Genomic DNA, 22611 nt, shown 5'->3' on the forward strand with positions numbered 1-22611 from the left:
GGCCCTACGGTGGGCCGCATGAGTGCACGATTCGATGCCATCGGGATGGTCGTCTCCGACATGGCCGCCTCCGTCGCCTTCTACCGGCGGCTCGGGTTCGCCTTCCCGGAGGGGGCCGAGGAGCAGGGACACGTAGAGGCCGGACTGCCGGGCGGGCTGCGGCTGTTGCTGGACACGGAGGAGGTGGCCCGGTCCTTCCGCACGGAATGGGAGCCGCCGTCGGGCGGGGGCAGGTCCTCCCTGGCGCTGCGGTGCGACAGCCCCGCGGAGGTCGACACGCTCTTCGCGGAGACGGTCGACGCCGGGAGCCGTTTCGAGCTCAAGCCGTGGGACGCGGTGTGGGGGCAGCGGTACGCCGTCCTCCTCGACCCGGACGGGAACGGGGTGGACCTGTTCGCGCCGCTAGCCGTGAGCGGCCAGTAGCCCGCCCGGCGGCAGGCCCGTCAGGTCCCGTACCTCACGGGAGAGGTGGGCCTGGTCCGCGTAACCGGTCCGGGCTGCCGTCTCCGTGAGGGGGACGCCCGCCCGGGCCAGGGCGAGGGCGCGGCGCATCCGGAGGATGCGGGCCAGGGTCTTCGGGCCGTAGCCGAACGCGGCCAGCGAGCGGCGGTGCAACCGCCGGACGCCCAGGCCCAGTTCGTCGGCGGTCGCGGCGACCGGGCGGCCCGCGTCGAGGGCTGCCACGAGAAGGCCGAGCAGTGGGTCGGGCGGGGGCGTCTCCGCCGCCCGGCGCAGGGCCAGGTCCTCCAGGCCGTGTGCCGGATCGTCCGCCGCGTTGACGCGGGCGGTCATGCGGCGCACGTCGGCCGCCGGCCACAGGTCGGACAGGGCGACGCGGCGGTCGCGCAGTTCGTGGGCGGGCATGCCCAGCAGCGCGGGCGCGGTGCCGGGGCGGAAGCGGACACCCGCCCAGGTGCCCGGCCGGTCTCCGGTGAGGTGCGCGTGGGTGTCGGGGCCCGCGACCAGCAGGCGCCCCTCGTGCCAGAGCAGGTCCATGCAGCCGTCGGGGAGCACCCGGCCCTCCCCGCCGGTGGACGGGCTGTTGGTCCACACGACCGCGCCCGTCAGCCGTGACGCCCGCTCCCGGTACACGCCCTCAGGCTAACGTGTTTCGTCTGGGATCCGTGGTGACGCGTCATTCGTCGGTGTGACGCCGTGCGCGAGTTCGTGGATCGAATGCGTGACCTTCTCGGGGCGGTGTCGTTGGTCGGATGACAGCGCGGAGGGCGGGAAAGGAGGAGCGTCGGTGAGCCGGAAGCTGCCGCTCGGCCCCACCCGGCGCCGCACTCCACGCCCTACGCCCCGGCGACGCAGGGCGCCCTCCCTCACCGGCCCCACGGGTCCGGCGGGCCGGCGTCCGGAGGGACACGCACCCACGAGCCCGGGACGGCTGCCCCGCGCAGCCCGCCGGCACCAGGGCGTGACGACGATCAGCACACCCACCACCCGCCGGCACCGGCCCCGAGGGGCAGCACCGGGCGCGGAATTCCGCCTGCACGCCCACGCTCCCCCAGGCGGGCAGAACCCATGCCGCACCCTGCAGTTCGCATAGGTTCGCTCAACTGATCAGGGACGCCACGCCGCCCGGTTGCGCCACTCCTGCGGGCTGACCCCGTAGGCCCGTTTGAAGGCGGTGGACAGGGCGAAGGCGCTGCCGTAGCCGACCTGGCGGGCGATCGCGCCGATGGTGTCGTCGGTGTCGCGCAGGCGGTCCGCGGCGAGGGCGAGGCGCCGGCCGGTGAGGTAGGTCATCGGGGGTTCGCCGACCAGCCGGGTGAAGCGGCGGGCCAGGGCGGCGCGGGAGACGCCGGCCTTCGCGGCGAGTTCGGCGACCGTCCACGGGCGGGCGGGGTCGTCCTCGAGCAGGCGTACGGCCGGGCCGACGACCGGGTCGGCCTGCGCCCGGTACCAGGCGGGCGGCTGCGCCTCCGGGCGGGCGAACCAGGCGCGCAGCGCGGCGATGACCAGCAGGTCGAGCAGCCGGTCCAGGACGACCTCCTGGCCGGGGGCGTCGCGCACGGTCTCGTCCATGAGGAAGGGGGTGAGCGGGCGGTCCCACACGTCGGCGGTGAGGGCGAGCAGCGGCGGCAGCGCGTCGAGGAGCCGGCCGCCGGTCTCGCCCCGCATCCGGTAGGTGCCGATCAGCATCACCGTCCCGCCCTCCGGCCGGTCGCCCCAGGTGCGGACGCCGAGGTCCATGACGCCGTTCAGGGGTCGCCCGTCGGGGTGGTGGCACGCGCCGCCTGGCAGGATCAGCGCCTGCGGCGCCGTGGCCGGGTCGTCGGCGCAGGTGTACGGGTCGGGGCCGCGCGCGACGGCGAGGTCGCCGGGGCGCAGCCGGAGGCGCTCTCCCCCGTCCGGCACGATCCACGCCTCGCCGCGGACGAGCACCATCACCGTCAGGGGGGCACGGTCCTCCACCCGGATCGCCCACGGCGGGTCGAAGCACGCCCGGATCATGAACGCGCCCCGCGCGCGGAGGCCCTCGAGCAGACCGGTGAGTGCGTCCATGGGAGCAGCGTAGACGCGGGCTCACGGCAACGAGCCGCTCGGCGACGGTTCCCCGCGGCGCACGCGGGAGGAGGCCGCGTTCCTCACGGAGGTGTTCGGGACCCTGCTCGACGGGCGCGACGCGTGGCTGGAGGACGGGGTGCGGCAGACGCTGGGGCGAGCCGCGGAACTTCGCCGGCTTCGTGGCCGAGGCGGCGGCCGGTGTCTGGAAGGCGTGAGCCCGTGTGCCGTCGCCCCCGCCGCCCGGTCCCGGACCGGGGCCCCGCCCCGGACCCGCTCCCCGAACGCCGGAGGGGCTGACGCACCAGCCCGTCCGGGGGCGGGAGACGGCTCAGTTCCCGTCGTGCGCCGGCCCCTCGTCGTTCCTCGGGTGGGTGGACTTCGCGTGGGCGCTCGGGTGGGTGGACTTCGCGTGGGCGCGCAGCCGGGCCGTGACGTCCTCCGGGGGCAGGAAGCGGGACCAGCGTTCGGGGAACTCGGAGGGCATGTCGGGGTCGGCCTCGCCGGCCGCGGCGGTGCGGGCGACGTACTCGGCGACCTGCGCCTGCCGCAGCCGCTCGTTGGTCTCGCGGGCCGCGGCCGTCGCGGCGGCCGGCCAGACCCGGTCGATGGCCGCGTTGACCGCGGCGCCGACGAGCACGGCGAAGGCGGACACGCCGATCCACAGCAGCACGGCGACGGGGGCGGCGAGGGAGCCGTAGATGGTGGGGCCCTCGACGGTGTTCGTCAGGTAGAGGCGCAGCAGGAAGCTGCCGAGCACCCACATGGCGAGGGCGACCAGCGCGCCGGGCACGTCCTCGACCCACGGGGAGCGCACGGGCACGGAGACGTGGTAGAGCGTGGTCAGGAAGGCGACGGAGAGCAGGATCACGACCGGCCAGTAGAGGATCTGCACGAGCGTCGCCGACCAGGGCACCACCCGGACGACCGCGTCCGGTCCCGCCACCATCAGCGGCAGCGCGACGGAGCCGATCAGCAGGGCCACGATGAACAGCAGGAAGGCCAGCAGCCGGGTCTTGACGATGCCCCGCACGCCGTCGAGGCCGTACATGACGGTGATGGTCTCGATGAAGACGTTCACCGCGCGGGAGCCCGACCACACGGCGATCAGGAAGCCGAGGGAGATCACGTCGGGCCGGCCGCCCTTGGTGACGTCCCGCAGGATCGGCTCCGCGATCTCCGTCACGCCCCGGTCGGAGAGCACGGTCCGGGAGGCGTCCAGGAGGCTGCGCTGCACGCTCTGGATGGTGTCGGCGCCGGTCCAGGCGTCGACGTAGCCGAGCAGGCCGACCATGCTGAGCAGCAGCGGGGGCACCGACAGCAGCGTGAAGAACGCCGCCTCGGCCGCCAGGCCCAGGATGCGGTACTCCATGCACGAGTTGACGGTGTCCTTCAGCAGCAGCCAGGCGGTCCTGCGTTTGGAGACGTTCTGGTAGAGGGCCTTGGCCCGGTGGAGGCGGCCGGAGGGCGCGTTGGGGGATTCACTTGCTGGCTGCACGCCCTAAAGGTATCCGTCGTACCAGGTCGCACTCACCCGCAGGCCGGATCGGCGGGTGAGGCCGGCTTGCCACGGGGTACGTTCGTGGGCATGGCAGGCACCACGCACACCGTGACCAATCAGGCTCCCCCGCTGGTGCAGTACGACGTGTTCGGCGCCGACCGGGCGCTGGTGGAGGCGGTCGAACGGCATCTGGATCCCGACGTGCGGGACGAGGGCCTCTCCGAACTGTCGGGGTTCGGACGGACCGCCGGGTCCGCGCAGGTGCAGGAGTGGGGGGCCCTGGCGAACGAGAACCCGCCGCGGCTGCGCACCCACGACCGCTACGGTCACCGGATCGACGAGGTCGACTTCCACCCGTCCTGGCACCGGCTGCTCGGCAAGGGCGTCTCGGCGGGGCTGACGGCGGCCTGGGGGCGGCCGGGCGGGCATGTGCGGCGGGCGGCGGCGTTCCTGGTGTGGACGCAGGTGGAAGCCGGCAACGGCTGCCCGCTGTCGATGACCCACGCGGCGGTCCCCGCGCTGCGCACGGACCCGGCGCTGGCGACGGAGTGGGAGCCGCGGCTGACGTCGGCGGTCTACGACCGTGCCCTGCGGCCCGCGGGGCAGAAGCCCGGCGCCCTGTTCGGGATGGGCATCACGGAGAAGCAGGGCGGCAGCGACGTACGAACGAACACGACGGCGGCCCGGCCGCTGACCGAGGACGGCGCGTACGAGCTGACCGGGCACAAGTGGTTCTGCTCGGCCCCGATGTCGGACGCCTTCCTGGTGCTGGCGCAGGCGCCCGGGGGGCTCACGTGCTTTCTGGTGCCGCGGGTGCTGGAGGACGGCACACGCAACGTGTTCCTCATCCAGCGGCTCAAGGAGAAGCTGGGCAACCGGTCCAACGCGTCCGCCGAGGTGGAGTTCGACGGGACGTGGGCGCGCCGGGTCGGGGACGAGGGGGCCGGGCTGCGCACCGTCATGGGGATGGTGGCGGCGACCCGGCTGGACTGCGTGCTGGGTTCGGCGGGGCTGATGCGGCAGGCGGTGGCGCAGGCGGTGCACCACTGCGCACACCGGGAGGCGTTCGGCGGGAAGCTCGCCGACAAGCCGCTGATGCGCAATGTGCTGGCCGACCTGGCGCTGGAGTCGGAGGCGGCCACCGCGCTGGCGCTGCGGCTGGCGGCGGCGTACGACGACGACGGCGAGCAGGAGCGGGCGCTGCTGCGGATCGCGGTGCCGGCGGCGAAGTACTGGGTGACCAAGCGGTGCGCGCCGCTCGCGGTGGAGGCGGCGGAGTGCCTGGGCGGGAACGGGTACGTCGAGGAGTCGGGGATGCCGCGGCTGGTGCGGGAGTCGCCGCTGAACTCGATCTGGGAGGGCGCGGGCAACATCCAGGCGCTGGACGTGCTGCGGGCGCTGCGCCGGGAGCCGGCGGCGCTGGACGCGTACCTGCGGGAGGTGGGACGGGCGCGCGGGGTGGATCACCGGCTGGACGCCGCGATCAAGGACCTGCTGACCGAACTGGCGGACCTGGAGGGCGTCGAAGGGCGGGCGCGGCGGCTGACGGAGCGGCTGGCGCTGGTGCTGCAGGGGTCGTTGCTGGTGCGGTACGCGCCGCCGCAGGTGGCGGACGCGTTCTGCGCGGCACGGCTGGGCGGGGACGGGGGAGCGGCGTTCGGGACGCTGCCGCACACGCTGGACCTGGCGTCGGTGGTGGAGCGGGCCCGGCCGGTGGGCTGAGTGAGCGGCGGCCGGCGCGACACGGGGGTGGTGCTGCGCCGACACGGCACCACCCCCGCCGCACGGGCCCTCGCGGGCCGTGGACACCGCTCGGGACGGCGTCGCCCAAGTCTCGGTCGGCCGGGGGCCCTCCACCAGGGTTGCAGAGGGTTGCAACGTGTCGTCCCCGTGGCCGCGGCAGGCGCGTCCGTGCCGGGTGCGGACGGCAGTATGGGACCGACAGCTTTTCTTCCGGGAGGGGACCGGTGGCGCTCTCGCCCATGGACGTGACGCAGCTGGCCGCCGTCGACACGGCGCGGGCGGCGCGGGTGCTCGACAAGGTCCGCTCCGCCGCGCTCTCCGGGCAGCGTACGCCCGTGGCTCCCCGTCCGGTGATCGGGCAGTCCTGGGAGCGGATGCTGCGCAGCGGCGTGGACCCGGACCACGGCCTCCACAGCGGTCTGCTGTCCCGGGAGGAGGTGCAGCGGCGGCGGGAGACCTCGGCGCTGCGGCAGGTGCTGCCGGTGCTGCGGGAAGGGCTGCTGTCGGTCGCGGACTCCGCCCGCCACATCATGGTGGTGGCCGACGAGGAGGGCCGGGTGCTGTGGCGGGAGGGCAGCGCGCCGGTGCTGCGCAAGGCCGACGGGCTGGGCTTCGAGATCGGCGCGGACTGGCGCGAGGAGGTCGTCGGCACCAACGGGGTGGGGACGTCGGCGGTGACGCGGCGTCCGGTGCAGGTGTTCGCCGCCGAGCACTTCGTGCGCTCGCACGCCACCTGGGCGTGTGCCGGGGCGCCGATCACGGACCCCCGTGACGGGCGGCTGATCGGCGTGGTGGACGTGAGCGGGCCGCTGGAGACGATGCACCCGGCCACGCTGGCGTGGGTCGACTCGGTGGCCAAGCTCGCCGAGGCGCGGCTGCGGGAGGCGCACCTGCGGTCGCTGGAGCGGCTGCGCGCGGCGGCGGCGCCGGTGCTGGCCCGGATCGACGGGCGTGCGCTGGTCGTGGACCGGCAGGGGTGGACGGCGGCGGCGACGGGGATGCGGCACCCGGAGCGGCTGGTGCTGCCCGCGTCGGTGTCGGCGGGCATGCGATGGCTGCCGGCGCTGGGCCGCTGCTCGCTGGAGCCGCTGGCCGGGGGCTGGCTGGTGCGGGCGGCGGACGAACCGGTGGCGCGCGGTGCGTTCCGGATCGTGCTGGACCTGAGGGAGCCGCGCCGCCGGTCGGTGGAGGTGTCCGGCGGGTCGGGCTCCTGGACCCGGGAACTGAGCCCCCGGCACGCCGAGTTGCTGTACCTGCTGGCCGTGCACCGCACCGGGCGCAGCGCGGCTGACCTCGCCCGGGACGTGTTCGGCGACCCGGACCGCACGGTGACGGTGCGCGCGGAGATGTCCCGGATCCGGCGCTACCTGGGGCCCCTTCTGGACCACCGCCCCTACCGCTTCACGGAGAGCGCGGAGGTGGAGCTCGTCCTCCCGGACGGCCCCCACGACCTGTTCCCCCGTTCGACGGCCCCGGCCCCGGGCCGTCCACGGCGACCGGTGCGGGACGCCTGACGCCCCTTCCGCCCGTCAAGACCGCGCGGGGTCGTACAGGCGTGCCCGCCGACGCCTCGGAAGGTCGCTGTTTCGCATACTTGCAGGGTCTCCCCCGCCCGAACCGCCCGGCTGCCGTAGCATCCCGGTACGGGCCACCCCAGCTGCTCCACGGTCAACCCTCACACCACCGGAAGCAGTTGGATCGTCTCGGGAGGACGTCATGAAGCATCGCGGCAGACACCGTCGGCGCAGGCGGAGCAGGGCGCTGCGGGCGGCGCTGGCCGGGACCGCCCTCGCGCTGACCGCGGCCGCCACCATGATCAGCGCCTCCCAGGCCACCGACGCCGGCGACCCCGGGGCGCTGAAGCCGCTCACCGCGTCCACCGGGACCGCTCCGCTGCGGCTGACCGAGCACCAGGTGCCGCGCGAGGCACTGGAGCGGCTCTCGGACGACATGGGCCGGCCGGTCGGTGTCGGTGCCGTGCTCGCCGACCCCGACGGCGCCCTGGGCGGCGCGGAGGACTGTACGGACGACGACCGGCGGGCCCTGCCGGTCGAGCCCGCCGCGACCCGCGCGTACTGCTGGCCGGGCGCCGACACCGACGGCTGGCGGTCCGGCGCGGTCACCACCTCCGGGGACGCGGACGACGACGGCCGCTGGGGCGAGCACCGGGTGATCCTCTCCGGGTGGAGCCGCAGCACCGGCGCCCCGGCCGAGGACGGTCTCGCCCGCGTCGCCTTCGTGGACGCCGACGACCCGGAGGACCTCCGCTACACCTGGGCCCTGCTGGCCGTTCCGGTGGACGGCGGCCGCGACTACCGCGGGCTCGGCTCCGCCGTGTCCGGCATGGTCTGGTACCAGGACAAATTGCTGGTCACCGCGGGCCCGGCGGACGACAGCGCGCTGTACGTGTACGACGTCGAACGGGTCCAGCGGGCCACCGTGGAGGACACGTCGGTCGGGCGGGTGCCCGGTGGCTGGTCGGCGGCGGGAGCGCGGTACGTGCTGCCGGCCGTCGCCTCCTACCGGACGGACGGGGCCGGCGCGCCCCGGCCGGGCGGCATCTCGCTGGACCGCAGCACCGCACCCGACAGCGTGGTCGCGCACGAGGCGACGCCCGCGGACGAGGACGGGCCGACCCGGCTGTGGCGGTACGCGTTCAGCACCGGGCCGGAGCGTGCGGGACTGCTCGACACCGACCCGGTGGGGGTGTACGAGACGGAGCTGACCGGTGTGCGCGGCGTGCTGTCGTACCGGTCGGGCTGGTACCTGGGCCGGACGGCCGGGACGCCGGACGGGCGCGGCACGCTGTGGCGGCAGGACACGGACGGGGCCCGCCCCACCCGGTGCGGCGCGGACGGGACGCACCGCTGCTGGAGCGGCCCGGTGGCGTCCCTGTCCTACTGGGGGGAGACCGGCGAGGTGTGGTCCCAGTCCGGCCGGGCGCTGTTCGCCCTGCCGCTGACCTCGGTCGACCGATCCCTGGACTAGGATCGTCCGCTTCCTGGTCAGGCGTTCGACAGGAGCTCGTGCCGGATGGTTCCCTTTCGGGCATGACGACCATCTCCGTGACCACCTGGTCCCTGGAGCAGACCGCGCCCACCGACCTCCTTCCGGCCGCCGCGCCCGAGGGGGACGTGCGGGTCGTCCGCTCCGAGGTGCCCTGCCCCGAGTTCAGCCGCTTCCTGTACGCCTCGGTCGGCGGGGACATCCGCTGGACCGACCGGCTGGGCTGGACGTACGCGCGGTGGCTGGAGCACCTGGACCGGCCCGAGGTGGAGACGTGGGTCGCCTACGACCGGGGGACGCCCGCCGGGTACGTGGAGTTGGAGGCCCAGGAGGGCGGGGTCGTCGAGATCGTCCACTTCGGGCTGCTGCCCGCCTTCCGGGGACGGCGCATCGGCGGGCACCTGCTGTCGTACGGCACGGCCCGCGCCTGGGACCTGGCGGACCGCCGGCCGGGGCTGAAGCCGACCACGCGGGTGTGGCTGCACACCTGCAGCAAGGACGGCGAGCACGCCCTGGACAACTACCGGCGCCGCGGCTTCACCCTGTTCGACACCAAGGTCGAAAAGGAACCGGAAGTACCGGCTCCCGGTCCGTGGTCCGGGGCCTATCCCACCTGACCGGCACGGACAAGACCACCTGCGGCACTTGTGACCAAGAACACCCTTGTCTCTTACTTCGAGACAAGGGTGTCCGCAGTTTGGACGAAGCTGGACTGTGTCCAGATCGCCGTGCCACGCTTCCGCCATGCCTGGAACTGGAATCGCCTTGGTGAGTCGGCGGCACGTCGACCTCGGCCGCATGTCCAGCGCCATCTGTCCGGCGCGCTGAGAGCGCCCAGCATCGCCCGGCGCCCCTTCCTCGCCCCACTCCCCGCGCGATGAGGCGCACTTGAACCCGCGCACGCACGCGTGCAGGTCAGAGCCGCCCCTCGCCGACGGCGCCACGCGCCGACACCACCCATCGCTGTCCCGAAGGACGTATCAACCATGGCCGCCACCCCGCAGAAGCCTGCTGCCGCGACTTCCCGCCGCAAGGTGAGCCGTCACCGCGGAGAGGGACAGTGGGCCGCGGGCCACTTCACCCCGCTCAACGGAAACGAGCAGTTCAAGAAGGACGACGACGGTCTCAATGTGCGGACACGTATTGAGACGATCTACTCCAAGCGCGGTTTCGACTCGATCGACCCCAACGACCTGCGCGGCCGGATGCGGTGGTGGGGTCTGTACACCCAGCGCAAGCCCGGGATCGACGGCGGCAAGACCGCGGTCCTGGCGCCGGAGGAGCTGGACGACAAGTACTTCATGCTGCGGGTGCGCATCGACGGCGGGGCGCTGACGACCCGGCAGCTGCGGGTGATCGGCGAGGTCTCGCAGGAGTTCGCGCGCGGTACCGCCGACATCACCGACCGGCAGAACATCCAGTACCACTGGATCCGGGTCGAGGACGTGCCCGAGATCTGGGAGCGTCTGGAGGGCGTCGGCCTGTCCACGGTCACCGCCTGCGGCGACACCCCCCGCGTGATGATCGCCTCCCCCGTCGCCGGCATCGCCGAGGACGAGATCATCGACGCCACGCCGGCGCTGGAGGAGATGAAGCGCCGGGTCCTGAACAACAAGGCGTACTCGAACCTCCCCCGGAAGTTCAAGACGGCCATCTCGGGTTCGCCGCTGCTGGACGTGGTGCACGAGATCAACGACGTCGCGTTCGTCGGCGTACGGCACCCCGAGCACGGCCCCGGCTTCGACGTCTGGGTCGGCGGCGGCCTGTCCACCAACCCCAAGCTGGGCGTGCGGCTCGGCGCCTGGGTGCCGATCGACGAGGTGCCGGACGTCTACGAGGGCGTCATCTCGATCTTCCGTGACTACGGCTACCGCCGGCTGCGCACCCGGGCCCGCCTGAAGTTCCTCGTCGCCGACTGGGGCGCGGAGAAGTTCCGCCAGGTGCTGGAGGACGAGTACCTGGGCGGGCGCAGGCTGATCGACGGACCCGCTCCCGAGCAGCCGGTGCAGCAGTGGCGCGACCACGTCGGTGTGCACCGGCAGAAGGACGGCCGCTACTACGTCGGTTTCGCCCCGCGGGTCGGCCGCGTCGACGGCACCACGCTCACCAAGATCGCGGACCTCGCGGAGGCGCACGGCTCCGGCCGGATCCGTACCACCGTCGAGCAGAAAATGATCATCCTCGACGTCGAGGAGGACCGGGTCGACTCCCTCGTGGAGTCCCTGGAGGCGCTGGACCTCAGTGCCCGGCCCTCCTCGTTCCGGCGCGGCACCATGGCCTGCACCGGCATCGAGTTCTGCAAGATCGCCATCGTCGAGACCAAGGCGCGCGGCGCCTCGCTGATCGACGAACTCGAGCGCCGCATCCCGGACTTCGACGAGCCGATCACCATCAACCTCAACGGCTGCCCCAACGCCTGCGCCCGCATCCAGGTGGCGGACATCGGTCTCAAGGGCCAGCTGATGATCGACGAGAAGGGCGAGCAGGTCGAGGGCTACCAGGTGCACCTGGGCGGCGCGCTCGGTCTGGAGCCGTCCTTCGGACGCAAGGTCCGCGGCCTGAAGGTGACCTCGGACGAGCTGCCCGACTACATCGAGCGGGTCCTCAAGCGCTTCCAGGAGGAGCGCGAGGACGGCGAGCGGTTCGCGGCCTGGGTCGGCCGCGCGTCGGACGAGGCCCTGTCGTGAGCGAGCGTGCGGCGCCGTTCCACTGCCCCTACTGCGGCGACGAGGACCTGCGTCCCGGGGAACAGGGCCACGGGGCGTGGGAGTGCGGCGCGTGCAACCGAGCCTTTCAGCTGAAGTTCCTCGGGCTGCTCGCCCGGGGACTCGAGCGATCCGACACGCGAGGGGACCGGACATGACGGCTGGTCAGGAAGAGCGAACCGCCGAGGACCTGAAGGCCCTGGCCGAGCAGGCGGGCCGGGACCTGGAGGACGCCTCCGCCCTGGAGATCCTCCGGTGGGCCGCCGGGACCTTCGGCAGGCGGTTCTGCGTGACCTCCTCGATGGAGGACGCGGTGGTCGCCCACCTCGCCTCCCGCGCGCTGCCCGGCGTCGACGTGGTGTTCCTCGACACCGGCTACCACTTCCCGGAGACCATCGGCACCCGCGACGCGGTGGAGGCCGTGATGGACGTGAACGTCATCACGCTGACCCCGCGGCAGACGGTCGCCGAGCAGGACGCGGAGTACGGCCCGAGGCTGCACGACCGCGACCCCGACCTGTGCTGCGCGCTGCGCAAGGTCCGGCCGCTGGAGGAGGGCCTGGAGGGCTACCTGGCCTGGGCGACCGGCCTGCGCCGCGACGAGTCCCCGACCCGGGCGGGCACCCCGGTCGTCGGCTGGGACGAGAAGCGGCGGAAGGTGAAGATCTCCCCCATCGCGAAGTGGTCACAGGAAGACGTACGAACGTACGTAGACGAGCACGGCGTCCTCACCAATCCACTGCTGATGGACGGCTACGCCTCCGTGGGCTGCGCGCCCTGCACCCGCCGGGTGCTTCAGGGCGAGGACGCGCGCGCCGGCCGCTGGGCGGGCCGCTCCAAGACCGAGTGCGGGCTGCACGGCTGACATGACGACGACCACCGAGATCCAGGAGAACCACGTGACGACCGGAGCCACCGTCTGGCTCACGGGTCTGCCGAGCGCAGGCAAGACCACCATCGCCCACGAACTGGCGGGCCGGCTGCGCGAGCAGGGCCGCCGGGTCGAGGTGCTCGACGGCGACGAGATCCGCGAGTTCCTCTCCGCGGGGCTCGGCTTCACCCGCGAGGACCGGCACACCAACGTGCAGCGCATCGGCTTCGTCGCCGAACTGCTCGCCCGCAACGGCGTACTCGCCCTCGTCCCGGTCATCGCGCCGTACGCGGACAGCCGGGACGCGGTCCGGGGGCGGCACGAGACGAACGGCACGCCGTACGTCGAGGTGCACGTGGCGACCCCGGTCGAGGTGTGCTCCGTACGCGATGTGAAGGGCCTGTACGCCAAGCAGGCCGCGGGCGAACTCACCGGACTGACCGGTGTGGACGACCCGTACGAGGAGCCCGAGACGCCCGATCTGCGGATCGAGTCCCAGAACCAGACCGTGCAGGAGTCCGCGGCGTCGGTGCATGCCGTGCTCAGCGAAAGGGGACTGGCATGACGACCGTCGCCACCGTGGAAGAGGGGACGGACAACCCGTACGCCCTCTCCCATCTGGACGCCCTCGAGTCCGAGGCGGTGCACATCTTCCGTGAGGTGGCGGGCGAGTTCGAGAAGCCGGTGATCCTGTTCTCCGGCGGCAAGGACTCCATCCTCATGCTGCACCTGGCGCTGAAGGCGTTCACCCCGGCGCCGGTCCCGTTCCCGCTGCTGCACGTCGACACCGGGCACAACTTCCCCGAGGTCCTCGACTACCGCGACCGCACGGTCGCGAAGCACGGGCTGCGGCTGCACGTCGCCTCCGTGCAGGACTACATCGACCGCGGGGTGCTCAAGGAGCGCCCCGACGGCACCCGCAACCCGTTGCAGACCCTGCCGCTCACCGAGAAGATCCGAAGCGAGAGGTTCGACGCCGTGTTCGGCGGCGGGCGCCGCGACGAGGAGAAGGCCCGCGCCAAGGAGCGGGTGTTCTCGCTGCGCGACGAGTTCTCCCAGTGGGACCCGCGCCGTCAGCGCCCCGAGCTGTGGAACCTGTACAACGGCCGGCACGCCCCCGGTGAGCACGTCCGCGTGTTCCCGCTGTCCAACTGGACCGAGCTGGACGTGTGGCAGTACATCGCCCGCGAGGACATCGAGCTGCCGGAGATCTACTACGCGCACGAGCGCGAGGTGTTCCGCCGCAGCGACATGTGGCTGACCGCCGGTGAGTGGGGCGGCCCGAGGGACGGCGAGACCGTCGAGAAGAGGCTCGTGCGCTACCGCACCGTGGGCGACATGTCCTGCACCGGCGCGGTGGACTCCGACGCCGACACCGTCGAGAAGGTGATCACCGAGATCGCCGCCTCCCGGCTCACCGAGCGCGGTGCCACCCGCGCCGACGACAAGCTCTCCGAGGCCGCGATGGAAGACCGCAAGCGCGAGGGGTACTTCTAGACATGAGCACCATCACCACCGAGGAGCTCGCGGCCACCACCCTGCTGCGGTTCGCCACCGCCGGCTCCGTCGACGACGGCAAGTCCACGCTGGTGGGCCGGCTGCTGCACGACTCCAAGTCGGTCCTCACCGACCAGCTGGAGGCCGTGGAGCGCGCGTCGGCCGGCCGCGGTCAGGGGGCGCCCGACCTCGCGCTGCTCACCGACGGTCTGCGGGCCGAGCGGGAGCAGGGCATCACCATCGACGTGGCCTACCGCTACTTCGCCACGCCCCGGCGCCGGTTCGTCCTCGCCGACACCCCGGGCCACGTGCAGTACACCCGGAACATGGTCACCGGCGCCTCCACGGCCGAGCTGACGGTGGTCCTGGTCGACGCCCGCAACGGCGTCGTCGAGCAGACCCGCCGGCACGCCGCCATCGCCGCCCTGCTGCGCGTCCCGCACGTGGTCCTCGCCGTGAACAAGATGGACCTGGTGGACTACCGGGAGTCCGTGTTCGCCGGCATAGCCGAGGAGTTCACGGCGTACGCGACCGAGCTGGGCGTCCCCGAGGTCACCGCGATCCCGATCTCGGCCCTCGTCGGCGACAACGTGGTGGAGCCGTCCGCGCACATGGACTGGTACGGCGGCCCGACCGTGCTGGAGCACCTGGAGACCGTCCCGGTCAGCCACGACCTGGCGCACTGCCACGCCCGGCTGCCCGTGCAGTACGTGATCCGGCCGCAGAGCGCCGAGCACCCCGACTACCGGGGCTACGCGGGGCAGATCGCGGCGGGCACCTTCCGGGTGGGCGACGAGGTGACCGTGCTGCCGTCCGGCCGGACCACGACGGTCACCGGGATCGACCTGCTGGGCGAGCCCGTCGACGTCGCCTGGACGCCGCAGTCGGTGACGCTGCTGCTGGCCGACGACATCGACATCTCCCGCGGTGACCTGATCGTCCCCAGCAAGGACGCGCCGGCCACCTCGCAGGACGTCGAGGCCACCGTGTGCCACGTCGCCGACCAGCCGCTGACCGTCGGCCACCGGGTGCTGCTCAAGCACGGCACCCGCACCGTCAAGGCGATCGTGAAGGACATCCCGTCCCGGCTGACGCTGGACGACCTGTCGCTGCACCCGCACCCCGGGCAGCTCACCGCCAACGACATCGGCCGGGTGAAGATCCGCACCGCCGAGCCGCTGCCCGCCGACTCCTACGCGGACTCGCGGCGCACCGGTTCGTTCATCCTCATCGACCCGGGCGACGGCACCACGCTCACCGCCGGCATGGTCGGTGAGTCCTTCGCCGCACCGGAGCCCGTCAGGGACGGGGCCGAGGACGACGGGTGGGACTTCTGAGCATGAACCCCACCGACTTCTACTCCGGGTTCGCGAAGGAGGGCGGCCGCGTCGGCAGCGGGGCCCTCGGCAGCGGGCAGGGCGGAGTGGCCCGATGTGCGCGATGACGTACGCGCACCGCTCGCGCGCCCTCACCCCCCGCCGCCGTAGACGAAAACCCGCCGACTTCCCGGCCACGGCCTGAGAGACCAGGACCGTGACCGCCGGGCCCTGCGAGAGGAACACCTCCCGTGCCTGCCACGAACGCCCTGCGCCGTGCCCTCGCGGTGACGGCCGTGCTGCCGCTGCTCACCCTGGCAGCCTGCGGCTACGGGTCCCAGGCCAAGGACGACGACTCCGTGAAGGTCGCCGCCGGGGCGAAGAAGACCGACGGTCTCGACTCCGTCCGGATCGGCTACTTCGGCAACCTCACCCACGGCACCGCGCTGGTGGGGAACAGGAAGGGCCTGTTCCAGAAGGAACTCGGCGGCACCGAGGCGAAGTACGCCGTCTTCAACGCGGGGCCGTCGGAGATCGAGGCGCTCAACTCCGGTTCCATCGACATCGGTTTCATCGGCCCCTCCCCCGCCGTCAACGGCTACACCAAGTCCGGCGGCAGGAACCTGCGCATCATCGGCGGTTCGGCGTCCGGTGGGGTCAAGCTCGTGGTGAACCCGGACGAGGTGAAGTCCCTGAAGGACGTCGAGGGCAAGCGGATCGCGACCCCGCAGCTCGGCAACACCCAGGACGTGGCGTTCCTCAACTGGGCGGCCGAGCAGGGCTGGAAGGTCGACGCCCGGAGCGGCAAGGGCGACGTCACGGTCGTCCGCAGCGACAACAAGGTCACCCCGGACGCGTTCGGGGCCGGGTCGATCGACGGCGCCTGGGTGCCGGAGCCGACCGCGTCGAAGCTGGTCGCGCAGGGCGGCAAGGTGCTGCTGGACGAGACGTCCCTGTGGCCGGACGGGAAGTTCGTGATCACGAACATCATCGTGCGCCAGGAGTTCCTGGAGAAGCACCCGAAGGCCGTCGAGGCGGTGCTGAAGGCGTCCGTCGAGACCAACCGGTGGATCAACGCCCATCCGGACGAGGCGAAGACGGTCGCCAACGAACAGCTGGCGGCCGACTCCGGCAAGGCGCTGCCCGCCGAGGTGCTGGACCCGGCGTGGGAGTCGATCACGTTCACCGACGACCCGCTGGCCGCCACGCTCGCCGCCCAGGCCGAGCACGCCGTCAAGGCGGGTCTGCTGGAGCAGCCGGATCTGGACGGCATCCACGACCTCACGCTGCTCAACGAGGTCCTGGAGGCCGCCGGTGAACCGGCCGCCGACGACGCCGGACTCGGCGCCAGGTAAGCCCGGATCACGATGAGTTCCCAGGAGGTGACGACCATGGCCACGACCCTCGCCAAGGCCGCCGACAGCACCGAGGCGCACAGGCCCGCCGCCCGGATCGAGCACGTCTCGAAGTCGTATCCGGGCCCCGCCGGACAGCAGCTCGTGCTGGACGACATCAGCCTCGATGTCGCGCCCGGTGAGTTCGTCACCCTCCTGGGTGCCTCGGGCTGCGGGAAGTCCACGCTGCTGAACCTGGTCGCGGGGCTCGACCGCCCCACGGCCGGCACGATCGGCACGGACGGCCGGCCGGCGCTGATGTTCCAGGAGCACGCGCTGTTCCCGTGGCTGACCGCGGGCAAGAACGTCGAACTCGCCCTGAAGTTGCGGGGTGTGCAGAAGAACGAACGCCGCGGACGGGCCGAGGAGCTGCTCGGGCTCGTCCGGCTGAAGGGCGCGTACGGCAAGCGGGTGCACGAGCTGTCCGGCGGCATGCGCCAGCGTGTGGCGCTGGCCCGGGCGATCGCCCAGGACAGCCGGCTGCTGCTGATGGACGAGCCGTTCGCGGCGCTGGACGCCATCACGCGGGACGTGCTGCACGACGAGCTGACCAGGATCTGGCGCGAGACCCGGCTGTCCGTCCTGTTCGTCACGCACAACGTGCGCGAGGCCGTCCGGCTCGCGCAGCGGGTGGTGCTGCTGTCCTCCCGTCCGGGCCGGATCGCCCGCGAGTGGACGGTGGACATCCCGCATCCGCGCCGTATCGAGGACACCGCCGTGGCGGAACTGTCCGTCGAGATCACCGAAGAACTCCGTGGGGAGATCCGCCGTCATGGCCAGCACTGAGACGACCGCGAGGGACAAGGACGGGGGCGACCTCGCCGGTCTGGAGGCGGGTCTCGACGCGCTGGAGACGGTGCAGACCGGACGCAAGCCGCTGCGGCGGACCTTCGTGGAGAAGATCCTGCCGCCGGTCGTCGCCATCGCCCTGGTGCTGGCGGTGTGGCAGGCCCTGGTCTCCTTCGGGATCGTCGACGATCCGACCAAGCTGCCCTCGCCGGGCGCGGTGTGGGGCGTCCTGCGTGAGGCGTGGCTCCAGGGCGAGCTGCTCGGCTACATCTGGACCAGTGTCTCGCGCGGTCTGCTCGGCTTCTTCTTCGCGCTGTTGATCGGCACCCCGCTGGGGCTGCTGGTGGCGCGGGTGAAGTTCGTGCGCGCGGCGATCGGGCCGATCCTGTCCGGGCTGCAGTCGCTGCCGTCGGTGGCGTGGGTGCCGCCGGCGGTGATCTGGCTGGGTCTGAACAACCAGATGATGTACGCCGTCATCCTGCTCGGCGCGGTCCCCTCGATCGCCAACGGCCTGGTCTCCGGCGTCGACCAGGTGCCCCCGCTGTTCCTGCGGGCCGGCCGCACGCTGGGCGCGACGGGGCTGAAGGGCACCTGGCACATCGTGCTGCCGGCCGCGCTGCCGGGCTACGTCGCGGGCCTGAAGCAGGGCTGGGCGTTCTCCTGGCGTTCGCTGATGGCCGCGGAGATCATCGCATCCTTCCCGGACCTCGGCGTGGGCCTCGGCCAGCTCCTCGAGAACGGCCGCAACGCCAGCGACATGGCCATGGTCTTCGAGGCCATCCTGCTGATCCTGACCGTCGGCATCGCCATCGACCTGCTGATCTTCAGTCCGCTGGAGCGGTGGGTGCTGCGCAGCCGCGGTCTGCTGGTGAAGGGGTGAGGAACACCGTGCGCCGTCCGGTACTTCTCGTCGTCGCCCACGGCAGCCGCGATCCGCGGCACGCCGCGACCGTGCACGAACTGGTGGGTCGGGTACGGTCGCTGCGGCCGGGGCTGCGGGTGGAGACCGGGTTCCTGGACTTCAACATCCCCTCCGTCCAAGGGGTGCTGGAGTCCCTGGACGCGGAGGGCGTCCGCGACGTGGTCGCCCTCCCGCTGCTGCTGACCCGCGCCTTCCACGCCAAGTCGGACATCCCGGCGGTGCTGACCCAGGCGCCGCCGCGGCTGCGGATCCACCAGGCCGAGGTGCTGGGTCCGTCCCCGCTCCTGCTGTCGGCGCTGGAGCGCCGGCTGTACGAGGCGGGCCTGACGCCCGCCGACAAGTCCTCGACAGGGGTCGTGCTGGCCTCGGCGGGGTCCTCCGACCCGGAGGCGATCGCAGTGATCGCAGCAATCGCGCGGGAGTGGCGGCACACCGGTTGGTGCGCCGTGCGGCCTGCGTTCGCCTCCGCATCCCTGCCCCGCACCGAGCAGGCGGTACGCGAACTGCGCGCCCTCGGCTGCGCTCGCGTCGCCGTCGCGCCGTACGTCCTGGCCCCCGGCTTCCTCCCGGACCGGATCGCCCGGGGCGCGGCCGGGGCGGACGTCCTCGCGGGCGTGCTGGGCCCGGCGCCGGAGGTGGCGCGGGTCCTGCTGGAGCGGTACGACGAGGCGCGGGCACCGCTGCTCGCGGCGGTCGGCGCCTGATCCGCCGGGGCCCCTGTGCGGGTGGCCTGCCGGGTCACGCCGTGTCGGCGTGGAACAACGTGCCCTGGTGGAAGTAGAGGCGCCAGCCCTGCCCGGTGAGACGCCACAGCGAGCTTCGACGGGCTCGACGGCCGCCCTGGTCCGTGTCGAAGGTGAGATGGACGACGTCGGGTGCGAGCCGGACGGCGTTCATGCGGGAGACGGTGGTGGCAGCGCCGCCGGAGGCGTGCTCCGCGGCGAGCGCGGCGATGACCGAAGCACGGTCCCAGATCCGTCCGGACGCGCCGAACTCGAGGAACTCGGGGTGCAGCAGCTCCCCGACACGCTCGGGCGAGCGGCGCACCTGCGGGTCCAGCAGACTCAGCTCGCCCGCGACGGCCGCCTCCACAGCGGCGTCATGGCCGGTCACCGGTGAGCTCCGCCAGTTTGAGGACGGTGTTCCAGTTGCGGCTGGTGGCGACGGTGCCCTTGGTGACACGGGGCCCGGCCAGCTGCCCGGCGAGCGCGGAGCGGCCCAGGCCGTTCGGGGCGTACAGGTAGAGCGCGCGGTCGCCCAGCCGGAACTCCTCGGGCAGGTACGCCCGTGGATCGATCCCGGCGAAGCGCTCGGGAGCGACGGGCGCGGAGAAGTACATGACGTGGAGCTGCCTGGGCTCCAGCTCGTCGGCCGGGTACGGGCAGGCCTCGACGATCCCCTTCAGATAGGCGTGGTCGCGCACGATCACGTCCACGGCGAAGCCGAAGTGCCGCCCGATCGCCTCCGACAGCCCGGCGGCCAGCGACTCCTCGTCGCCGTGCGCGGCGGTGAACACCGCCTGACCGCTCTGCAGGTGGGTGCGCACCCCGTCGTGGCCGAGGCCCTCCACGAGGGTCCGCAGTTCGGCCATCGGCACTTTCCGGCTGCCACCCACGTTGATCCCGCGCAGCAGCGCCGCGTATCTCGTCGCCATGCCGCACAGCCTAGAACGGCTTGCTCCACGGGAGGGACATGACGGCGGGTCCGCACCCTGACCACCGGCCCCGACATCCCGGACAGGTGTAAGGGGCCGCTGTCCTCCCCAGTGGGGAGGGGCCGGGCGCCGAGGGGATGACCCGGGGCCCCCGAGCCTCACCGGACAGCACGACGAGACGGGCTTATCCGGCCCATACCTTCGGAAGCGTCAGGTGGCGGCAGGGGGTCGCTGCCGAGCACGAGGGAGCGAGCCCGTCATGGGGAACGGACAATCACGAGTGCGGGGCCTCGCCGCCCGGGCCGGCGGCTGGAGCGCCCGGCACCGCTGGGCGGCCGTCGGCATCTGGGTGCTGTTCGTCGTGCTGGCGATGGGACTCGGCTCGGCCGCGGGCCGGGCCGACGTCGGCGACAGCGATCAGCTCAAGGGAGAGACCAGTACCGCCGCCCGCATCGTCGAGGACGCCGGCATCGAGGAGCCGGCCGGTGAGAGCGTGCTGATCCAGGCGAAGGGAGAGGGCCTCACGGCCACCGACCAGGAGTTCCGGTCCGCGGTCGCCGCGGTCGTCACGGCGGTGGAGGGGACCGGCGAGGTCACGGAGGTCACCTCGCCGTACGAGAGCGACACCATCTCGAAGGACGGGCGCAGCGCGCTGGTCCAGTTCGGCATGCGGGGCGACTCGGACACCGCCGGTGAGCGGGTCGAGCCGGTGCTGAACGCCGTGGAGGAGGTCCAGCGGGACCACCAGTCGCTGCGGATCGAGGAGATCGGCGGCGCCAGCATGATGAAGACGTTCGACGACGCGTTCGGCGACGACTTCAAGAAGGCCGAGTACTCCGCGGTGCCGGTGGCGCTCGGCATCCTGCTGATCGCGTTCGGCGCGCTGGTGGCGGCGCTGTTGCCGGTGGTGCTGGCGATCACCGCGATCATGGCGACGATGGGGCTGATGGGTCTGGTCAGCCATCTGCAGCCGATGAGCGAGACCGCGAACTCGGTGATGCTGCTGGTGGGCCTGGCCGTGGGGGTCGACTACTGCCTGTTCTACCTGCGTCGTGAGCGTGAGGAGCGGGCGGCCGGACGGGACGCGCAGACCGCGCTGCGGATCGCCGCCGCCACCAGTGGCCGTGCGATCGTCGTCTCCGGTGTCACGGTGTGCGTGGCCATGGCGGGCATGCTGTTCACCGGGCTCGCCGAGTTCGAGGCGATGGGCCTGGCCTCGCTGATGGTCGTGGCGGTCGCCATGGTCGGTTCCGTCACCGTCCTGCCCGCGCTCCTGTCGCTGCTGGGCGAGCGGGTCGAGAAGGGCCGTCTGCCGTTCCTGCGCCGGCGGCGCACCGGCGGCAGCGGTGACAGCCGGTTCTGGTCGGCCGTACTGGAGCGGGTGCTCGCCAAGCCGGTGCTGTCGGTCGTGGTGGCGACCGGTGCGCTGCTGGCGGCAGCCGCTCCGGCGATCGGGATGAAGACGCAGAACCTCACGCTGGACCAGGAGTTCGGCGACTCGCTGCCGATCGTGCAGACCTACAACCGGGTCAACGAGGCGTTCCCGGGCGGCTCGGAGCCGGCCGAGGTGGTCGTCAAGGCGGACGACATCAACGCACCCGAGGTGAAGTCCGCACTCGCCGCCTTCCGTGAGCAGGCGATCAGTTCGGGGGCCTCGCGCGGCCCGGTCGAGATCAAGCTGCACGACCAGCGGAACGTCGCCTTCGTCCACGTGCCCCTGGTGGGCGGCTCCGACCAGGACAAGGCGGGCGAGAGCCTGGACAAGCTGCGCGACGAGGTACGGCCCGCCACGCTCGGTGCGGTCGACGGCGTCGAGGCGCCGATCACCGGACAGGTCGCCGGGAACAAGGACTTCAACGACCAGCTGGTCGGCTCCGTCGCCCCGGTCTTCGCCTTCGTGGTGGTCTTCGCCTTCCTGGTGATGCTGCTGTCGTTCCGCTCGCTGACGGTCGCGATCACCTCGATCGTGCTGAACCTGCTGTCGGTGGGCGCCGCGTACGGCATCCTCGTGGCGGTCTTCCAGCACGGCTGGGGCGCCTCCCTGGTGGGCGCGGAGGGCGTCGGCGCGATCATCACGTGGCTGCCGCTGTTCCTCTTCGTGATCCTGTTCGGCCTGTCGACGGACTATCACGTGTTCGTGGTCTCCCGGATCCGCGAGGCCCGGCTGCGGGGCCGTACGACGCGGGACGCGGTCCGGCACGGTGTGGTCACCACGGCCGGCGTGGTCACCAGCGCCGCGGTCATCATGGTCGCCGTGTTCGGGATCTTCGGGACGCTGTCCATGCAGTCCATGAAGCAGATGGGCGTCGGCCTGGCGGCGGCGGTGCTGATCGACGCGACGGTCATCCGGGGTGTGCTGCTGCCCGCGGTGATGACGCTGCTGGGCGAGCGCAACTGGTACCTGCCGAAGTGGCTGCACCGGATGCCCGACCTGACCCACGACGAGTCACCGGAGGCGGTGGCGCCGCCGGCGTCACGGGACGACGAGGGCGAGCGGGTACCGGTGTGATCCGGTAGGCGCGCTGCGGGAACGGGCCCGGCGGTTCTCCGCCGGGCCCGCACAGCTGCGGACAAGTCGTGCCTCCCCCGGCGCCTTGAGGGCCCGGGAGGTGCCCCGGGGCGGTGGGGCCCGCTCGAGCGCGGCCGGGAGCGGGGAGGCACCCCTCGAACGCGGGTGGGTGGGACGCGTCCCCGCCCAGCTG

At 72.6% G+C, this 22611-nt stretch carries 22 protein-coding genes; 17 read left to right on the plus strand and 5 right to left on the minus strand.

Annotated elements, in window-relative coordinates; all coding sequences use genetic code 11:
- Positions 1-18: 18 nt before the first annotated feature.
- On the plus strand, positions 19-423 hold the full coding sequence (locus KYY02_RS10720) for a VOC family protein (RefSeq protein ID WP_371237551.1): 405 nt from the start codon (positions 19-21) through the stop codon (positions 421-423).
- On the opposite strand, the gene KYY02_RS10725 is transcribed toward KYY02_RS10720, so the two are convergent.
- The 3 genes from KYY02_RS10725 to KYY02_RS10735 form a co-directional block, all read right to left on the minus strand.
- Positions 403-1092: a helix-turn-helix domain-containing protein gene (locus KYY02_RS10725; protein WP_371237553.1), complete on the minus strand. Its 690-nt coding sequence runs from the start codon at positions 1090-1092 to the stop codon at positions 403-405. The two genes, KYY02_RS10720 and KYY02_RS10725, sit on opposite strands and share 21 nt — an antisense overlap.
- A 474-nt stretch (positions 1093-1566) precedes the next feature.
- Positions 1567-2511, minus strand: a complete 945-nt coding sequence (locus KYY02_RS10730; RefSeq protein ID WP_371237554.1) for an AraC family transcriptional regulator — start codon at positions 2509-2511, stop codon at positions 1567-1569.
- A gap of 331 nt (positions 2512-2842) precedes the next feature.
- Entirely contained in the window at positions 2843-4009 is a 1167-nt protein-coding gene (locus KYY02_RS10735; protein ID WP_371237555.1) for a YihY/virulence factor BrkB family protein, read from the minus strand.
- A 90-nt stretch (positions 4010-4099) separates the two neighbouring features.
- On the opposite strand from KYY02_RS10735, the gene KYY02_RS10740 reads away from it, so the two are divergent.
- From KYY02_RS10740 to KYY02_RS10810, 15 genes are all read left to right on the plus strand, one after another.
- Positions 4100-5734 (plus strand): acyl-CoA dehydrogenase family protein, encoded by a 1635-nt coding sequence (locus KYY02_RS10740; RefSeq protein ID WP_371237557.1) that lies wholly within the window; start codon positions 4100-4102, stop codon positions 5732-5734.
- Between the two features lie 260 nt (positions 5735-5994).
- On the plus strand, positions 5995-7269 hold the full coding sequence (locus KYY02_RS10745; protein WP_371237721.1) for a helix-turn-helix domain-containing protein: 1275 nt from the start codon (positions 5995-5997) through the stop codon (positions 7267-7269).
- 202 nt (positions 7270-7471) lie between these two features.
- Positions 7472-8743: a hypothetical protein gene (locus tag KYY02_RS10750; RefSeq protein WP_371237558.1), complete on the plus strand. Its 1272-nt coding sequence runs from the start codon at positions 7472-7474 to the stop codon at positions 8741-8743.
- 62 nt (positions 8744-8805) lie between these two features.
- Positions 8806-9378 carry a GNAT family N-acetyltransferase gene (locus KYY02_RS10755; RefSeq protein ID WP_371237560.1) on the plus strand — a complete coding sequence of 191 codons (573 nt, stop codon included), beginning with the start codon at positions 8806-8808 and terminating at the stop codon, positions 9376-9378.
- Between the two features lie 127 nt (positions 9379-9505).
- Positions 9506-9589, plus strand: coding sequence for a putative leader peptide (locus KYY02_RS10760; protein ID WP_310887545.1), 84 nt, complete (start codon positions 9506-9508; stop codon positions 9587-9589).
- Between the two features lie 158 nt (positions 9590-9747).
- Positions 9748-11448 (plus strand): nitrite/sulfite reductase, encoded by a 1701-nt coding sequence (locus KYY02_RS10765; protein WP_371237561.1) that lies wholly within the window; start codon positions 9748-9750, stop codon positions 11446-11448.
- Complete coding sequence (locus tag KYY02_RS10770; protein WP_371237563.1) at positions 11445-11624, plus strand: hypothetical protein; 180 nt, start codon at positions 11445-11447, stop codon at positions 11622-11624. Before KYY02_RS10765 ends, KYY02_RS10770 begins: the two co-directional genes overlap by 4 nt.
- The gene (locus KYY02_RS10775; RefSeq protein WP_371237564.1) at positions 11621-12331 is read left to right on the plus strand and encodes a phosphoadenylyl-sulfate reductase; all 711 of its coding nucleotides are present in this window, start codon (positions 11621-11623) and stop codon (positions 12329-12331) included. The genes KYY02_RS10770 and KYY02_RS10775 overlap by 4 nt, the downstream gene beginning before the upstream one ends.
- Before the next feature lies 1 nt (position 12332).
- A complete protein-coding gene (cysC, locus tag KYY02_RS10780) occupies positions 12333-12902 on the plus strand; it encodes an adenylyl-sulfate kinase (RefSeq protein WP_371237566.1) in 570 nt (189 codons plus the stop codon).
- Entirely contained in the window at positions 12899-13834 is a 936-nt protein-coding gene (gene cysD / locus KYY02_RS10785) for a sulfate adenylyltransferase subunit CysD (RefSeq protein ID WP_371237567.1), read from the plus strand. Before cysC ends, cysD begins: the two co-directional genes overlap by 4 nt.
- Positions 13835-13836: 2 nt before the next feature.
- A complete protein-coding gene (locus KYY02_RS10790; protein ID WP_371237568.1) occupies positions 13837-15171 on the plus strand; it encodes a sulfate adenylyltransferase subunit 1 in 1335 nt (444 codons plus the stop codon).
- A 230-nt stretch (positions 15172-15401) separates the two neighbouring features.
- The gene (locus KYY02_RS10795; RefSeq protein WP_371237569.1) at positions 15402-16505 is read left to right on the plus strand and encodes an aliphatic sulfonate ABC transporter substrate-binding protein; all 1104 of its coding nucleotides are present in this window, start codon (positions 15402-15404) and stop codon (positions 16503-16505) included.
- A 36-nt stretch (positions 16506-16541) separates the two neighbouring features.
- A complete protein-coding gene (locus tag KYY02_RS10800; RefSeq protein ID WP_371237570.1) occupies positions 16542-17330 on the plus strand; it encodes an ABC transporter ATP-binding protein in 789 nt (262 codons plus the stop codon).
- Positions 17317-18213, plus strand: a complete 897-nt coding sequence (locus KYY02_RS10805; protein WP_371237571.1) for an ABC transporter permease — start codon at positions 17317-17319, stop codon at positions 18211-18213. The genes KYY02_RS10800 and KYY02_RS10805 overlap by 14 nt, the downstream gene beginning before the upstream one ends.
- Positions 18214-18221: 8 nt before the next feature.
- Positions 18222-18959, plus strand: a complete 738-nt coding sequence (locus KYY02_RS10810; protein WP_371237573.1) for a sirohydrochlorin chelatase — start codon at positions 18222-18224, stop codon at positions 18957-18959.
- Between the two features lie 34 nt (positions 18960-18993).
- Here the strand turns inward: KYY02_RS10810 and KYY02_RS10815 are convergent, their stop codons facing one another.
- Together KYY02_RS10815 and KYY02_RS10820 are read right to left on the minus strand one after the other, a co-directional pair.
- Positions 18994-19368, minus strand: a complete 375-nt coding sequence (locus KYY02_RS10815) for a nuclear transport factor 2 family protein (protein ID WP_371237574.1) — start codon at positions 19366-19368, stop codon at positions 18994-18996.
- On the minus strand, positions 19355-19909 hold the full coding sequence (locus KYY02_RS10820) for a DUF1697 domain-containing protein (protein ID WP_371237575.1): 555 nt from the start codon (positions 19907-19909) through the stop codon (positions 19355-19357). The genes KYY02_RS10815 and KYY02_RS10820 overlap by 14 nt, the downstream gene beginning before the upstream one ends.
- Positions 19910-20168: 259 nt before the next feature.
- On the opposite strand from KYY02_RS10820, the gene KYY02_RS10825 reads away from it, so the two are divergent.
- The gene (locus tag KYY02_RS10825) at positions 20169-22418 is read left to right on the plus strand and encodes an MMPL family transporter (protein WP_371237576.1); all 2250 of its coding nucleotides are present in this window, start codon (positions 20169-20171) and stop codon (positions 22416-22418) included.
- The last annotated feature ends 193 nt before the right edge of the window (positions 22419-22611 follow it).

This window comes from Streptomyces pimonensis (genome assembly GCF_041380215.1).
In the GTDB taxonomy this organism is placed as follows: Bacteria; Actinomycetota; Actinomycetes; order Streptomycetales; family Streptomycetaceae; genus Streptomyces; species Streptomyces pimonensis.

Bases quoted from the DNA above. Each gene is read 5' to 3' on its own strand.
- cysD (WP_371237567.1), top strand. From the start codon at position 12,899: ATGACGACCGTCGCCACCGTGGAAGAGGGGACGGACAACCCGTACGCC.
- KYY02_RS10755 (WP_371237560.1), top strand. From the start codon at position 8,806: ATGACGACCATCTCCGTGACCACCTGGTCCCTGGAGCAGACCGCGCCC.
- KYY02_RS10820 (WP_371237575.1), bottom strand. From the start codon at position 19,909: ATGGCGACGAGATACGCGGCGCTGCTGCGCGGGATCAACGTGGGTGGC.
- KYY02_RS10730 (WP_371237554.1), bottom strand. From the start codon at position 2,511: ATGGACGCACTCACCGGTCTGCTCGAGGGCCTCCGCGCGCGGGGCGCG.
- KYY02_RS10720 (WP_371237551.1), top strand. From the start codon at position 19: ATGAGTGCACGATTCGATGCCATCGGGATGGTCGTCTCCGACATGGCC.
- KYY02_RS10740 (WP_371237557.1), top strand. From the start codon at position 4,100: ATGGCAGGCACCACGCACACCGTGACCAATCAGGCTCCCCCGCTGGTG.
- KYY02_RS10790 (WP_371237568.1), top strand. From the start codon at position 13,837: ATGAGCACCATCACCACCGAGGAGCTCGCGGCCACCACCCTGCTGCGG.
- KYY02_RS10750 (WP_371237558.1), top strand. From the start codon at position 7,472: ATGAAGCATCGCGGCAGACACCGTCGGCGCAGGCGGAGCAGGGCGCTG.
- KYY02_RS10800 (WP_371237570.1), top strand. From the start codon at position 16,542: ATGGCCACGACCCTCGCCAAGGCCGCCGACAGCACCGAGGCGCACAGG.
- cysC (WP_371237566.1), top strand. From the start codon at position 12,333: ATGACGACGACCACCGAGATCCAGGAGAACCACGTGACGACCGGAGCC.
- KYY02_RS10825 (WP_371237576.1), top strand. From the start codon at position 20,169: ATGGGGAACGGACAATCACGAGTGCGGGGCCTCGCCGCCCGGGCCGGC.
- KYY02_RS10765 (WP_371237561.1), top strand. From the start codon at position 9,748: ATGGCCGCCACCCCGCAGAAGCCTGCTGCCGCGACTTCCCGCCGCAAG.
- KYY02_RS10805 (WP_371237571.1), top strand. From the start codon at position 17,317: ATGGCCAGCACTGAGACGACCGCGAGGGACAAGGACGGGGGCGACCTC.
- KYY02_RS10775 (WP_371237564.1), top strand. From the start codon at position 11,621: ATGACGGCTGGTCAGGAAGAGCGAACCGCCGAGGACCTGAAGGCCCTG.
- KYY02_RS10745 (WP_371237721.1), top strand. From the start codon at position 5,995: ATGGACGTGACGCAGCTGGCCGCCGTCGACACGGCGCGGGCGGCGCGG.
- KYY02_RS10760 (WP_310887545.1), top strand. From the start codon at position 9,506: ATGCCTGGAACTGGAATCGCCTTGGTGAGTCGGCGGCACGTCGACCTC.